We start from the raw sequence: 13,575 nt of genomic DNA, 5'->3' as shown, positions 1-13,575 counted from the left end.
TAAAAATACTGCCAATAATAGACTGCTTTGCAATCAATCATCGTGTTGTAATAGGTTTCCAAATTCATATCCATTTCAAACCAAATACCCGAATCGAAAAAGTAAACCGAACAAGGATAAATGCCTTCTTCTCTTAAAATACAGCCGAAGGTTCCATCACTACCGTGACCCGAACCATTGATGTAGTTCAGTTTAGGCAAAAAAGTTTCCCAAATGGCTTCTGCTTCGGGTTGTGGATTGTTTCTCCAAAAACGTGGGCTATCATTATACCTGTCCCAAAAATCAGAAGGAGATGACAGCGCTGATGAGAAAGTATGCAACTGAAAACCTCCCCAAAGATATTCCTCACCGGGTTGGTCTGTAACCGAATCCCAATCAAGGCATAGTGAACCTAAATCGTTATATTTCCAATCTTCTTCAGGAACTCGTATTTTCCAATCTTCATACACTTCTTCAAAGCATTCTTCGTTATCACGGTATTCCAATAATTCTCTATTATCGGCTACGCTTTCTTCATTTACTGAAATATGTGGGTTTTGTTTTAATTCATTGATGAATTGTTCAAATTTTTCTAACATCGTTTTATTGTTTTTAATAATGTTGTTTTATTTCAACTGCTCCAACACTTCTTCGTAGCGTTGTTTGTGATACGACCAGTCTTTATCAGGAAAGAGCAAAGGCAACGTTTTTACTGCTACACGCATATCATCTAACACCTCATCCAAATTTGGGATTTCTTTTACGATGTCCATATAGAAATATTGCCAGCCTTTGAAACCGTAGTTTTGGAAGAGCAGCTCCATATATTTGTAATAATCCAAATCGAGTCTGGTGTACCAATCTGCTCCTGCGTTACAAAAAGCGATTGGTGGAGGAAAACTTCCTTCTTTCTTTATAAAACAACCTCGCATACTGTCATCTACTCCCATTGGCAAACGGTGAAACCATCCTAATTTTTCGGAATAGTCTTCATCTCCTTTTATGTTAGTCTTGTTTTTAAAGTCATCCGTAGGAAAAAGCAGTGCATCAGTAATGCCGTTGAAAACAAAACCGCCTTTTAAAACCACATCACGCAGCGATAACTTACTATGCCAGTTCAAAACGATTGCAGATAGGTTAAAGATCTCTAAATCAACATCGGAAATAATGTAATTTCCCTCTCTTAGTTTCAACTTATTTCTTTCTAAACTCCTTTGAAGAGGTGGCTCACAATGGTAATAGTTTGTATCACTATATTTTCCCATTTCTATATTCGGATTGTTTTCCAATTCCTTTAAACACTGTAAATAGTGTTCTGTTATCATCGTTTTGTTTTTTTAACTGTTATTGTTTTTCCTGCAATTAGTCTAAGGCAGAACGGCTTACTTTTCTTGTTAACGGCTGGTATCTCCTACGACTATTCCCACTCTTGTCAAGGTATATTCTGTCCAGTCTTCGCCGTGTATTTTATTGTCCCAGAAATAAAGCTGCTTTGCTTCAGTGTCTGATATTTTGTACATATGGGCGGTTCGCTCTGATTCCAATCCTTCTAAATGAATAACGTCGCCTTTCCATTTGAAGGTTCCTTTTTTTACAAAGGGTTCGTCCTCCGTATTAATTGCTTTGATGGTCAAGATGTATTTATTGCCTTTTTTTAATTCTAAAGTTGTTTTAAGCCCTGCGCAATTGGCACATTTGGTAACTCCGCTGTATATGTTCTGCCAATCGAAATCACGCATACCTTTGGGTGGATGGTTTGAATAACCGTTATTGGTTCTGCTTTTTTGTGCGAAAAGGGAAGTACTTGTTAGTAATAACACTGCTAAAATGAGTTGTAACTGTTTCATTGTATTATTGTTTAATCTGAAATTTATTGTTTTGCTTTATTCCTCCTCATCAGCATAGTCAATCAGTCCGGATACAAACGCTGTAAAGGAAGACGACAGAAAATTCAATTCTACTTCGGAGTAGTAGAAATAGATGTGACCATAAGTATCCTCTAAGAGCGACATTGCTAAGTCACCTGTACTGAAACGACCAATACTGATGTGTTTATACGGCAGATAGTCGTGTTGTCCTACTTGTTCTGAATCACCATATTTCAGGGGATAAAAATACAACAGGTTGATGCCATCGTCGGGAAAGCCAAAGTAGATGTCCATACTATTGGTGTGTCCGCCATTGAGTTAATAAGTGTGCTTTGTAGTCTTCGGGCAGGGAAGCTCCGAGATTGGCTTCAAATTCCCGAATGTCTTGTGCCGTTATGGGCGGGTTTTCCTTATAAAATAGTTTCATTTTTTGAGTGTTTTAATTTATTCCAAAATCTGCCAAATCAGCTTCTAAATGCGGAAAAATGACAGGGAAAAAGCGTTTCATCAGTTCATAACTCGGTGATTTTTCTTTCAAGCAATAGGTCAAATTCCAATAATTGAAACATTTGGCTTTATAAGCCAGTTCCAGATACTGCTCAAAGGTTACGTTCATATTGTGTAAAGCTTCGGGGAAACCTCCGAAACCTGTGTAGAGATAGATGTTGTCGATGAGTTTTCCGTCTTCGACTTTCATACAGGCAACGGCATATTCGTTGAAATCTATGGGACGTAAATCTCCGCCTTTCATCCCGATTTTTTCGGCTGCCTGGAACATTCCTGTCGCTTTCAAATCGTCTAAATCAATGATATTTTTGAGTTCGGAAATATTCAGGTTTCCGCTTAATAAAATCTTTACGGCTTCCCAGGTATACCCTTTATCCAGGTAGTTCTCTTTTAGCCAAGAATTTTCTTTGAACTGGATAGAAGTATCTTTCCGCCCTCCGCTTTCTCCTTCGAATATTTCCCATCTTAAGTTCAATTGTGAAGCCTGTTTGTAAAATTCAATGAGGGAATCAGGGAATTGGATATTATTTTGTTGTGTTACTGCAAGAATTTCAGCTGCTGAAATACCTTTACCTAAAACAGGACCTGGAGCCAATAGCGTACAGCCATTATTTTTACTTTGACATATTTCGTCAAAATATAATTGCTCCCAAATAAAATCATATATGTTTTTCATTTTTTTAATCGTTTAAAACCCTTTTAGTTTGTTTTCCAATGTTGCCAATATTTCTTTCTGATTATGATACTCAGCAGAATTGGAGTCTATGGGAAAACGGATGTTGAGGTTATTTTCTTTTGAGTAAACATTCAGTTGAAAAAACGGAAGTCCTTTCTCATCAACCCGGTCGTAATGTTGTTCATCAACAAAAATCGATAAGTCGGATTTGAGTTCAAATTTCTTTGATACGATTTCCTCACACTTATAAATCGTTTCGCTCAACCGGTTGTGCAAACTGCTTATTTTTGTAACAATCAAGCCGTGTTTTGTATCTTCATAACCATAATCATCGGCAGCGTGAACAAATAATAGATTTGCAATTTTAGTTACCGTATCGCAGTCTTCTGTGTAATACGCAACGCTGTACTCTTCATCAAAAACAAATAAATAAATGTTGAATTTGTCGGACGGATAATTGGTATCCCGACACAATTTCAAACTGATGTCGTAATGCGTAAGCTTGGTGTTTGCTTCGGAATTTAATCGTTCCAGTATCGTATCTGAAAGTTCAAAAAAATCTATTTTTTCAGGTCTGTTCATCGTTTTTTAATATTTATTTTATGATAATTTCATTCTCCTATTCCAAACTGTATTTTACTTTTTGCACTCCATTGAGTTGATTTCTTTCCATACGCTCTATTAAAAAGTTGATGTCGTTTAAAAACTGTCGTTGCAAATACTGTTTTGTGGTGTTGAAATCATACTGAATGTTTTCATAAAACTGTGGTTGTCGTGCTATTTGTTTTTTGTTATTTCCAACACATTTTTAATCGGATCAATTGGCATGTATTTGTCGTGTGTTTCAATATTCCAGTAATCCAATAAGGCTAAGTCAATATCTAATTGACGTTCCAACTGGTGTATCAATCTGTTATCATCTCCAACTTCATAAGCATCCAATCCAAGCATTATCAGCGAAAGACCATCTCTATCATCAAAACCATATTTATCTCTTAGATTAATGAAGATGTCAAGAGGTTCGCTCTTATCATAAATAAATTGGATATCCATTTTTATACTTTTGATTGTTTATTTATCTTTTAAATATTCTTTCAAACTCCAGTCGTTAGTTTTCTTTATTATTATTTGTTAGACAATCTCAAACTTTCAAATTTTTCAATAAAGTTTTCCCACGTCCAATCCGGGAAAATCTGTGGCATTTCGGTTTTGAAAGTTTCAGTAATTTCAGAATTTTTTCCGTTCATATATTCCAACAAAACAAGTTGCCAATAATTGAAAACACGTGCTTCGTAAGCCATTTCGGTGTAACCGTGAAAATCCAAATCGAGATTGGAAAGCTCGTTGTCTCCGTGTAAATAATAAACCGATTGGTAAATGGTATCGGGCTTGATGATAAAACCTACATAGGTTTCGGGTGTAGGGAGATCTAAGGGATGAAAGAAACGGATATCTGTATCTTGTGGCAAATCTTCATTGAAATAAATGCCGTTTCCGTTTGCTCCTGCTAATAAATGTTTCATTTCAGCCAACTGAATAAATCCAAAGCTGTTTTCGTCTTTCTTCCAATTGAGCTGAAAACCATCAGCTATTTCATTGTAAAATTCTTTTATACTTGGGTGTATGTTCTCTAAACGATTGAGTTCGGGAAAATCGTCCTTTAAAATGGTGTTGAAGGCGTATTTTGTCTCAACAATTGTTTTTTGTTGGTCTCTTGCATCCAAAAGACTTTCAATCAATGGTTCATCAAAAAATAGGGTCATTTTATTTCGTTTTAATATTCATATCTATCTTTTAGAAATTCTCAAACTTTCAAATTTTTCAATAAAGTTTTCCCACGTCCAATCCGGGAAAATCTGTGGCATTTCGGTTTTGAAAGTTTCAGTAATTTCAGAACTGTTTCCGTTCATATATTCCAATAAAACACGTTGCCAATAATTGAAAACACGTGCTTCGTAAGCCATTTCGGTATAGCCGTGAAAATCCAAATCGAGATTGGAAAGTTCGTTGTCGCCGTGTAAATAATAAACCGATTGGTAAATGGTATCAGGCTTGATGATAAAACCTACATACGTTTCGGGTGTTGGGAAATCCAACGGATGAAAGAAACGGATGTCTGCATCTTGTGGCAAATCTTCATTGAAATAAATTCCGTTGCCTTTTGCTCCTGCTAATAAATGTTTCATTTCAGCCAACTGAATAAATCCAAAGCTGTTTTCGCCTTTCTTCCAACGAAGCTGAAAACCATCGGCTGTTTCATTGTAAAACTCCTTGATATTTGAGTGTATAGCATCTAAACGGTTGAGCTCTGATAGTTCATCTTTTAATGTAGAGTTATAATGATATTTTACTTCTTTGATGGTTTTCAAGTCTTCTTCTGCTTCCAAAAGACTATCAATCAATGGTTCATTAAAAAATATGGTCATTTTATTTCGTTTTTAAGGTTTATTATAATCTGCTAAACTTGTTTTTTCTTCGGGAGCTTGGTATTTTTCTACTGTTATGAGTTTGCCTGGATTTTTTACCTGATTGATTTTTAAATCGTGGGAATGTCGCCATTCTTGCTCCTCACTATCATATCTGATACGATAAACAATCTTTAACCCTTCGTTTGTTTCGGATACATAGAATAGAGTTGAATAATCCATCGGGTCGTCACTTTTTTCAGTGTAGCTGGTATAGCAGGCAAAGAGTGTATCGTTTATCATCCATCTTGGTAAACCTTCTCCTAACTTTGGTTTTTCATATTGTTTGATCTGAAACAGGGTTCTGGGAACGGCATCTTCTACATTATTTCTATACAGCTCCTGATAAATGGGTTCTTCATTCAGCAATTCCTCCTGCGACATTCCTCTTCCGTAAGGATTGGGCATTATAGAATGATAATGACTGTACGCTTTTTCTTGTAACGTTTTGTATTCTCCGTCTGTAACGGTTATATCTGTTTTCGCTTTGTTACAGTTGTATTCGTCAAGTATAAACTGCTCTATAAATTGTTTGATGGTTTCCATATTTTGATGTTTTTATTCTTTGTTATAATCTGCTAAACTTATTTCTTCTTCGGGAGCTTGGTATTTTTCTACTGAAATGAGTTTACCTGCATCTAAAACCTGATTGATTTTTAAAGCGTGGGAATGTCGCCATTCTTGTTCTTTTACTCCAAAGGTTAAATCGTAGATTATTTTTAATCCTTCGGCTGTTTCTGCCACGTAAAACAATTTATTATAGCTTAATGGTTTTCCAGTTTTTTTTGTGTAGCTTGTATAACAGGCAAAGAGTGTATCGTTTATCATCCATCTTGGTAAACCTTCTCCTAACTTTGGTTTTTCATATTGTTTAATCTGGAACAAAGTTCGTGGAGTGGTTTCTTTTACATTTTTTTTATATAGCTCCTGATACATTGGTTCATCATTCAATAATCGCTCCTGCGACATTCCTCTTCCGTAAGGATTGGGCATTATAGAATGATAATGATTGTACGCTTTTTCTTGCAAAGTTTTGTATTCTCCGTCTGTAACGGTTATATCTGTTTTCGCTTTGTTACAGTTGTATTCATCAAGTATAAACTGCTCTATAAATTGTTTGATGGTTTCCATTTTTGATGTTTTTATTCTTTGTTATAATCTGCTAAACTTGTTTCTTCTTCGGGAGCTAGGTATTTTTCTACGGCTATGAGTTTACCTTCGTCAATAACCGTTACCGTATCCATATCGACAGGATGATACCAAACTCCTGTATCGGAATTAAAACTTTTTTCATAGATGATTTTCTGTCCTTCGTTGGTTTCAGCCACATAAAAAATAGAGGAGAAATACAAATCCCTTCCGCCTTTTGAAGGATAACTGACATAACAAGCATACAAATCTTTTCCAGTAACGATACGCTTCAAGGCATCTCCCAAAACGGGATTTACGTACTGCTTGATTTGGAATAAAGTGCGAGGAATGGCTCTTTCTTTGTTGGTTACGGCAAAGGCTTTTTTTTCATCATTTCTAAATTCTCTTCCGGTTCTTCTATCATTAGGAGCATTGTTTGTATGATAAAAATTGTTGTTTCTTTCAGCTTGTATTTGGCAATCTTCGTCACTTACAAGAATGTCGTATTTCATTCTTGTGAATTGATATTCTGCCTGAATGAATTGCTCTATAAATTGTTTTATGTTTTCCATTTTTATTATTTTTTCTTGAAAATTTTACTCCAAAAACTATTATTTTCTGATGTTTCGTTTTGTATTTCAAAATTTGGTTCAGGAATATTAATAGCTGTATTGTCTTTGGTTAAATTTCTGATTCCACTATATAAATGTTCTGCCTCTTTTGGAATTGAAGAAATTTTTGAAAGCGGATAAAACTGATTGTAAGCATCCATTCCGACTGGAAAATTTGTTCTTTTTATCCAAAAAGCATCTGATAATTCTCCTATTGGAGCTGTTTCAATTTTGTTTTCGAAACTTTCTCGAGCTTTTTTTATAAAGTCTTCATCTGTGTTTGATGTAACTTGATTGAAAAAATTCAGTCCTTTTGAAGGAATATGCAATAAAAATATTTGCGTTTTATCGCCTATTTTGTAGATATCGAGTACTTTGAAATAACTGTTTGCATTGATGCAACAATGACCATATTTTTCGTTGTCTTTGTTTATTTCGTAAAGTTTTGCAGCTTTTGATGAAGCAATTAAAAAACGGACATTAAACTTCATTCCTCCTCCTTTCCAACTGACATCTAAAAAATAACCATTTCTAAGTATTTTACCTGTTGTGAATTTTTGAATGACCGATTCTTTTAATTCACAATCTTTGTAATAGAGTGTTGCTCCGGGATAGGTCCAGTTAAATAATTCTTCTGAATCATTAAATAGTTCTCTTTGTTCGTCTGTCATCTGGATTAAATATCTGTTTCATAATGTTCCATCGCGTCTTCGTCATCTTCGGGTTTTAGATAACGTTCGATTGAGATTGGTTTTTTTAATGTTTCAAAAGAAATGTCGGCTAATCCTTGTGGTGTTTCAAATTTCTTTTTGATGAGCATATCATCACCGAATGTGTAATTTTTTACGATTTTCAGTTCTTCGTTTATCGTAGCTACAAACACACATTCTCCATACAGATAAAACATTTCATTCGGATTGCTTCCTGAAACATACACCACATAAACAGCTCCATAATTTGCATCTTGATACTGGCTGATTTTATAGATTAATCTCGGATTGGCTGAAGGGGCATCTTTCCAATTTTCATATAGTTCATCACTCCAAAGTTGTCTTCTTGGCATCATCCCAAATTTATTATGCAATTCGGGCACACAAAAGCTGTTCATAATTTCAAGCTTTTGGTTGTAATCTTCTAAATTTGGCTTTACCAAAGCATCACTTGCTGTGGCTTCTGCTTGCAGAAAGTTTTGTATGAAGGTTTTTATGGTTTCCATATCTTAATTTTGTTTCTATCTTTTCAATTAAATATCCATTTCGTAATGCTCCATCGAATCATCATCGTCTTCGGGTTTTAGATAACGTTCGATAGAGATTGGGGTTTGTAAGGTTTCAAAAGAAATGTCGGCTAATCCTTGTGGTGTTTCAAATTTCTTTTTGATGAGCATATCATCACCGAATGTGTAGTTTTTTACGATTTTCAGTGCTCCGTTTATCGTAGCTACAAACACACATTCTCCGTACAGAGAAAACATTCCGCTGGGATTTTTACCAGATACATAAGCCACATAAACATCTCCATAATTTTTCTCCTCGTAATGACTGATTTTATATACATCTCTGGGATTTCTTGGCTTTGCTTTTGCCCATCTTTCGTAAAATTCATCACTATCTGGTTCAGTTAAAGGTATCATGCCAAACTTATTGTGTAGTTCGGGTACACAAAAGCTGTTCATAATTTCGAGCTTTTGGTTGTAGTCTTCTAAATTTGGTTTTACGGATGCTTCGCTTGCTATCACTTCTGCTTGTAGAAAGTTTTGTATAAAGGTTTTTATGGTTTCCATAATTTTTAAATTGTTTTGATTATTTAAGTTTTTACTTCTCGTAATATTCATATTCCGTGAACAATACATTTTGTATTTTTTGTTTGTCGGTATCGGTGTAATTATACAGTAAGGTCGGGTTTCCATATTGGTCATATTCTTTCGGTACTATCACCTGAATTATGATCCTCTTGTTATTGCCTTCGTTAACTGTTCTTTTGTGTATTTTTTCGGCTTTCCCAATGTATTTAAACTCGTCTGTTATTCGGATAGTATCTTTACTCGCGTAAGTGGTTTTGATTACCCTGAAATTTTTGTCTAATGTGCTGGTTGTAATAAGTTCAAATTTTCCAGACTTTCCGATGGGAACAATCTTAAAATTGTAATCGTCTGACCAGACGTATTTGTAATTATTTTCTTCGATGTCATCAGTTCCAAAAGAATGTTTTTGCTGAAAGGTTCTGTTTTTACCTTTTCCGGAAAAAATGGTTACAAACTCCGTTTTGTAATCACTCAAATTGGAAACTTCAACTGCTTTTAGTGTATTACCCAAACTATCAAAAGTGGTGGTTCTTTTTCCTATGTAATTTGTGGTATCTGTTGGGATTTTATCAAATTTAACCTCACATATATAAGTGGTTACTTTTTTTACCGCACCGTTATATCCGAATTCTAATTTTTGAGAATAAGCTACTTTATTGTTCACTCCGTTGCAGGAAAGAAATAGTTGAAAGAATAAAATAATAACTGCTGTTTTTTTCATTTGTTGATTTGTTCTTTTTGTCGGTATTCTTTCACTTCTCGTCATATTCATATTTCGTGAACACTATGCTATCCAATTTTGTTTTATCGGGATCTACGTATAGATAAGTGACTGTTGGATTGCCGTGTTGGTCGTATTCCTTGGTCACCATCACCTGGTAAATTATCCTGTTGCTTTCACCTTCGTTCACTGTTCTTTTGTGTATTTTTTCCTGCTTTCCCCGGTATTCAAATTCGTCGATTATTCGGATGGTATCGCCTCTTTTGTATTGGGTTTTGAGTACTCTAAAATCGCTATCCAATGTTGTTGTTGAAGTAATGTCTGATTTTGCAGGTTTTCCCATTGGTACAACCATAAAATTGTAATCGTCCGACCAAATATATTGGTAACTGTCTTCCTTTATATCCAATCCTGTAATTGCTTTTTCTTTAACGGTTCTGTTTTTACCTGTCCCGGAATAAATGCTTGAAGTTTCGGTTGTGTAATCACTCAATTTATATAAACTATTACTTTCCAGAATATTTCCCAAACTGTCAAAAACTGTGGTCATTTTCACTTTATAACTAGTGGTATCTGTTGGTATTTGACCATAACGTTTTATCTCACATATATAAGTGGTTACTTTTTTTACAGGACCGCTATATCCGGATTCTAATTTTTGAGAGTATGCGACTTTATTGTTCAGTCCGTTGCAGGAGATGAATAGTTGAAAAAGTAAAATCAAAACTGCCGTTTTCTTCATTTGTTGAATGGCTTTTTTATTTATAAAAATTATAGAATTTCAATTGATCTGTCAGCACTTCGTAGATTTCTGTCCAGCCGTGTTTATGAGCCAAATCAATAGCCGTCTGCCACGCTTCCAGATTGGGTTGCTCAAAATTGACTCCGCTCCAATAGCCTGCTGTTACCAAAGAGTTCCAAGCCAAAAGCGGATTGTTCAGTTCTTCGTCTAAGATTTTTGCAGCTTTGATGTGCTCGTCACCATTGTAAGCATTTTTGTCTTTTCTAAGAGTTTCTGCTGCAATAAAAAGCGGATGTTTTTTTATTTTATCTGAATATTCCCATTTCAAATCTGGATTGGTGTCAAAAAAGTCTATGATTCCGTCTAATGTACTGGCTGATTTGGTAGAATGAGGAAAAACACTGAAGGCATATTCAACAGGATCAAAACCGTGCGGTTGAATAAAACATTGAAAATTATAGTCTTCAAACTTCGTGACTGTTTTAGAATCTACTTTCGAATACGCTCTTTGTGCCATTGCATTATAAGCTCGTGTATTCCAAATTCCAAAATCTTTTACTTCAAAATCGGGAAGAAAAGTTTTATTGTCTTCCATTTTTTGTATCAGTTCAGAAAAAGCAAGTTGTTCAGGAGAATGGTTATAATGATTCCAAAATTCCAAATAAACCTTGCTGTAATTTTCAGAAGGATTTTCGAGCAAGGCCACTTTTTCAGGATTGTGGAGGTATTCTTTTAAAAAGTCAAGAGAATTTAAATCATCCGTATATTTTCTGAATGCCGACGAAAGTTCACCTAACAAATTCCAATCATCTAAAATGTATCGAATGAATTTTGGATTTCTCAACATCTCCAACTGTCCAAAAGGAATAAAGCCTGATAAATCAGGAGCAACTGTCCTAAACCCAATTTTATCACCCAAAACCACATTGGATTTTTTTAGATTTTTTTGAGGATTTAACTGAATGCCATACGTTTCATACGTTTGAAATGCAAACGGAGCAACCGACCAAAAACCAGAGCGAAACAGGGTCATACAGCGTTCTATCTCATCCTCGTGTTCAAATACTGCCCTGAATATAAGTTTTACAGAACCTCGTTCTTTATATAGTTCTTTCAGCTCTTGGTGGATCGTGTTTATTTTCATTTTTTCTAAATACGTTTAGAATTTAAAAAAGAAATATACCACAGCTGCCCATTCTTTTTTGATTCCTTTGGCATAACCAATGGTGCTTCGACTGGAGTTTTCTACGGTTCCGTCATCCTTAATGTAGCCCAAAGTACTTCGGCTGCTGTTTTCCACCGTTCCGTCCTGCCTTACATAACCTACGGTGGAGCGACTGCTGTTTTCGATCGTTCCGTCGGATTTGATATAACCGATCGTGGAGCGGCTCTTATTTTCAATGGTGCCGTCACTTTTGATGTAACCAAGGGTAGAACCGCTGCTGTTTTCAATGGTTCCGTCATTTTTTATTTTACCAATGGAAGAACGACTACCGGATTCAATCGTTTGTGCCTGCACAAAGGTGATGCTTATCAAGCTGATGAGGAGAAGGGTTAATTTTTTCATGTCTAAAAGTGCTGTTATGTCGTTATGATTGTTTTATTGACTTTTCAAAATATAATAAATAATCACTCCATCCCCACTATAAAAACAGGGTTAGATTACAAAAATAAAGAACAAGAATAGAAAATTGTTGTAAAAATGTAAACTGGCTAAATAAAAAGCCAGACATTTTCTTTTTGGGTATCTACATTCTTAAAAAAGGAAGATGGCGAACTTTTGGTGAATCCTTTAAAGTCTTTGTGGAAATGGGATTGGTCGTAAAAAAGATTATCGAGCGTGACTTCTCTTAAGTTTTTAACCTCCTTTACTTGCTTAATAACGTTTCTGAAACGATGTATTTTGCGATATTCGGTGGGCGACTTCCCGATATGTTTCAGAAATAGTTTGTTGATATATTGACGGGAAAATTGAAGTTTTTGGGCGATCTCGTCGATCTTCAAATCGCTGGTCTCTATTTCAAATAAAAGTTTTTCCATCAAAGAAAAATCCTTTACCTGTAATTTAGACAGCCAGTAACTTTCTATGGCTTCAATCTGCGCCTCTCGCTCATTCAGATCAAATATCTCAAACATTTTTTCATTGAAATCAGGAAAGATGGTGAAGTTCATCAATCTTTTGTGAACCAAAGTAAAATTAGACTCGGAAATGAAATGATGTATTCCAAGAGGCTTAAAGTAGAATGTAATTTCATCAATTGCCTTTTCATACACTACTTCGATCGGTTCCGTGTATCTTAGGAAAATATCTGTGTTCATTTTTTGAACCGCAGAAGTAGATATCATTATTTTCCCGTTGTCATAATGGGCCTCCGCATTTCGGGAAACCGACACAATGCTGTAATTATTTGGAAAGGTTTTGTATCGAATGGTGTTCAAATGCTCATCTTCATCTAAAAAGTAGTACCCTTCCAGATATTTTTGCAGGATCTTGTTTCGGGTTCTGTAAAATATCATTTGCATAAACTATTTTGGTATCAATTACGGATTTCTGCGCAAGACCGCCAAATTTCAGATTTTTTTTTGAAATACTCATCACAGAATTAAAAAAAAACAAAACCCGATCCTTAAAAAAAACAAGCCCCCTGCTGCCGGACGATTCTTTTCGTGTGGCCACAACATTTTAACCCTGATTAAAAATCACACCTTCCAAAACCCCTTTCTCAGGCTAAAAGCAAATCATCGATTTCTTAGTATTGGGGAATGATCTCATCCTTTCCTGTACCAGTGGAAAAGTACCGAACCGAAAAACGGCATCAGCAAAACCATAAATAACCCAAGAAGTTTTCCCGAACTGCTATAGGGACTTTTTATGATTTCAACGCTGCTAAAAATGATGAAAGCGACAAAGAGGATCAAGAATGCCTCGTAATAAACCATGGTGCTCATTGTGGTTTTGTCTTCCCGAAAAGGGTTTAAAGAAAGCAGTGGGACCGGGAAGCAGTTTTTTATCCGGCTGTTTTGGTGTGGCGGTTTTTGAAGAATCCGCCAGTTGGTATTTTAGCAGCAAA

Annotated in this window: 22 protein-coding genes; all 22 read right to left on the bottom strand. The window is 35.4% G+C overall.

What is annotated here, in order from left to right:
• On the bottom strand, positions 1-578 hold a 578-nt coding region (locus ACM44_RS13265; protein ID WP_048500533.1), incomplete at its 3' end, for a hypothetical protein.
• Between the two features lie 27 nt (positions 579-605).
• Positions 606-1,304, bottom strand: a complete 699-nt coding sequence (locus ACM44_RS13260; protein WP_048500532.1) for a hypothetical protein — start codon at positions 1,302-1,304, stop codon at positions 606-608.
• Between the two features lie 69 nt (positions 1,305-1,373).
• Positions 1,374-1,826, bottom strand: coding sequence for a copper resistance protein NlpE N-terminal domain-containing protein (locus tag ACM44_RS13255; protein ID WP_048500531.1), 453 nt, complete (start codon positions 1,824-1,826; stop codon positions 1,374-1,376).
• 36 nt (positions 1,827-1,862) lie between these two features.
• Positions 1,863-2,141: a hypothetical protein gene (locus ACM44_RS13250; RefSeq protein ID WP_048500530.1), complete on the bottom strand. Its 279-nt coding sequence runs from the start codon at positions 2,139-2,141 to the stop codon at positions 1,863-1,865.
• A gap of 1 nt (position 2,142) precedes the next feature.
• Positions 2,143-2,274 (bottom strand): SMI1/KNR4 family protein, encoded by a 132-nt coding sequence (locus ACM44_RS15240; RefSeq protein ID WP_152669373.1) that lies wholly within the window; start codon positions 2,272-2,274, stop codon positions 2,143-2,145.
• 12 nt (positions 2,275-2,286) lie between these two features.
• Positions 2,287-3,030 carry an SMI1/KNR4 family protein gene (locus ACM44_RS13245; protein WP_048500529.1) on the bottom strand — a complete coding sequence of 248 codons (744 nt, stop codon included), beginning with the start codon at positions 3,028-3,030 and terminating at the stop codon, positions 2,287-2,289.
• Positions 3,031-3,042: 12 nt separating this feature from the next.
• Positions 3,043-3,612 (bottom strand): hypothetical protein, encoded by a 570-nt coding sequence (locus ACM44_RS13240; RefSeq protein ID WP_048500528.1) that lies wholly within the window; start codon positions 3,610-3,612, stop codon positions 3,043-3,045.
• A gap of 195 nt (positions 3,613-3,807) precedes the next feature.
• Positions 3,808-4,083, bottom strand: a complete 276-nt coding sequence (locus ACM44_RS13235; RefSeq protein ID WP_048500527.1) for a hypothetical protein — start codon at positions 4,081-4,083, stop codon at positions 3,808-3,810.
• 71 nt (positions 4,084-4,154) lie between these two features.
• On the bottom strand, positions 4,155-4,793 hold the full coding sequence (locus tag ACM44_RS13230; RefSeq protein WP_048500526.1) for a hypothetical protein: 639 nt from the start codon (positions 4,791-4,793) through the stop codon (positions 4,155-4,157).
• Between the two features lie 24 nt (positions 4,794-4,817).
• On the bottom strand, positions 4,818-5,456 hold the full coding sequence (locus ACM44_RS13225) for a hypothetical protein (RefSeq protein WP_048500525.1): 639 nt from the start codon (positions 5,454-5,456) through the stop codon (positions 4,818-4,820).
• 12 nt (positions 5,457-5,468) lie between these two features.
• Positions 5,469-6,041 carry a hypothetical protein gene (locus ACM44_RS13220; protein ID WP_048500524.1) on the bottom strand — a complete coding sequence of 191 codons (573 nt, stop codon included), beginning with the start codon at positions 6,039-6,041 and terminating at the stop codon, positions 5,469-5,471.
• 12 nt (positions 6,042-6,053) lie between these two features.
• Positions 6,054-6,626, bottom strand: a complete 573-nt coding sequence (locus ACM44_RS13215; protein WP_048500523.1) for a hypothetical protein — start codon at positions 6,624-6,626, stop codon at positions 6,054-6,056.
• Between the two features lie 11 nt (positions 6,627-6,637).
• A complete protein-coding gene (locus ACM44_RS13210) occupies positions 6,638-7,198 on the bottom strand; it encodes a hypothetical protein (protein ID WP_048500522.1) in 561 nt (186 codons plus the stop codon).
• Positions 7,199-7,203: 5 nt separating this feature from the next.
• On the bottom strand, positions 7,204-7,908 hold the full coding sequence (locus ACM44_RS13205) for a hypothetical protein (RefSeq protein ID WP_048500521.1): 705 nt from the start codon (positions 7,906-7,908) through the stop codon (positions 7,204-7,206).
• 5 nt (positions 7,909-7,913) lie between these two features.
• Positions 7,914-8,453, bottom strand: a complete 540-nt coding sequence (locus ACM44_RS13200; RefSeq protein ID WP_048500520.1) for a hypothetical protein — start codon at positions 8,451-8,453, stop codon at positions 7,914-7,916.
• 27 nt (positions 8,454-8,480) lie between these two features.
• On the bottom strand, positions 8,481-9,020 hold the full coding sequence (locus ACM44_RS13195; RefSeq protein WP_152669372.1) for a hypothetical protein: 540 nt from the start codon (positions 9,018-9,020) through the stop codon (positions 8,481-8,483).
• 31 nt (positions 9,021-9,051) lie between these two features.
• The gene (locus tag ACM44_RS13190; protein ID WP_152669371.1) at positions 9,052-9,762 is read right to left on the bottom strand and encodes a hypothetical protein; all 711 of its coding nucleotides are present in this window, start codon (positions 9,760-9,762) and stop codon (positions 9,052-9,054) included.
• 31 nt (positions 9,763-9,793) lie between these two features.
• Positions 9,794-10,504: a hypothetical protein gene (locus tag ACM44_RS13185; protein ID WP_048500517.1), complete on the bottom strand. Its 711-nt coding sequence runs from the start codon at positions 10,502-10,504 to the stop codon at positions 9,794-9,796.
• Between the two features lie 16 nt (positions 10,505-10,520).
• Positions 10,521-11,648, bottom strand: coding sequence for a hypothetical protein (locus ACM44_RS13180; protein WP_152669370.1), 1,128 nt, complete (start codon positions 11,646-11,648; stop codon positions 10,521-10,523).
• A 15-nt stretch (positions 11,649-11,663) separates the two neighbouring features.
• Complete coding sequence (locus ACM44_RS13175) at positions 11,664-12,071, bottom strand: 5-fold beta-flower protein (RefSeq protein ID WP_048500515.1); 408 nt, start codon at positions 12,069-12,071, stop codon at positions 11,664-11,666.
• 146 nt (positions 12,072-12,217) lie between these two features.
• Positions 12,218-13,021, bottom strand: a complete 804-nt coding sequence (locus ACM44_RS13170; RefSeq protein ID WP_160304055.1) for a helix-turn-helix domain-containing protein — start codon at positions 13,019-13,021, stop codon at positions 12,218-12,220.
• Positions 13,022-13,273: 252 nt separating this feature from the next.
• Positions 13,274-13,453, bottom strand: coding sequence for a hypothetical protein (locus ACM44_RS15235; RefSeq protein ID WP_152669369.1), 180 nt, complete (start codon positions 13,451-13,453; stop codon positions 13,274-13,276).
• Positions 13,454-13,575 lie beyond the last annotated feature (122 nt).

Origin of the sequence: Chryseobacterium koreense CCUG 49689 (genome assembly GCF_001045435.1) — a bacterium.
GTDB lineage: Bacteria > Bacteroidota > Bacteroidia > Flavobacteriales > Weeksellaceae > Kaistella > Kaistella koreensis.
Note: the sequence above shows the minus strand (reverse complement) of the source record. Positions and strands in the feature narration are given on the sequence as shown.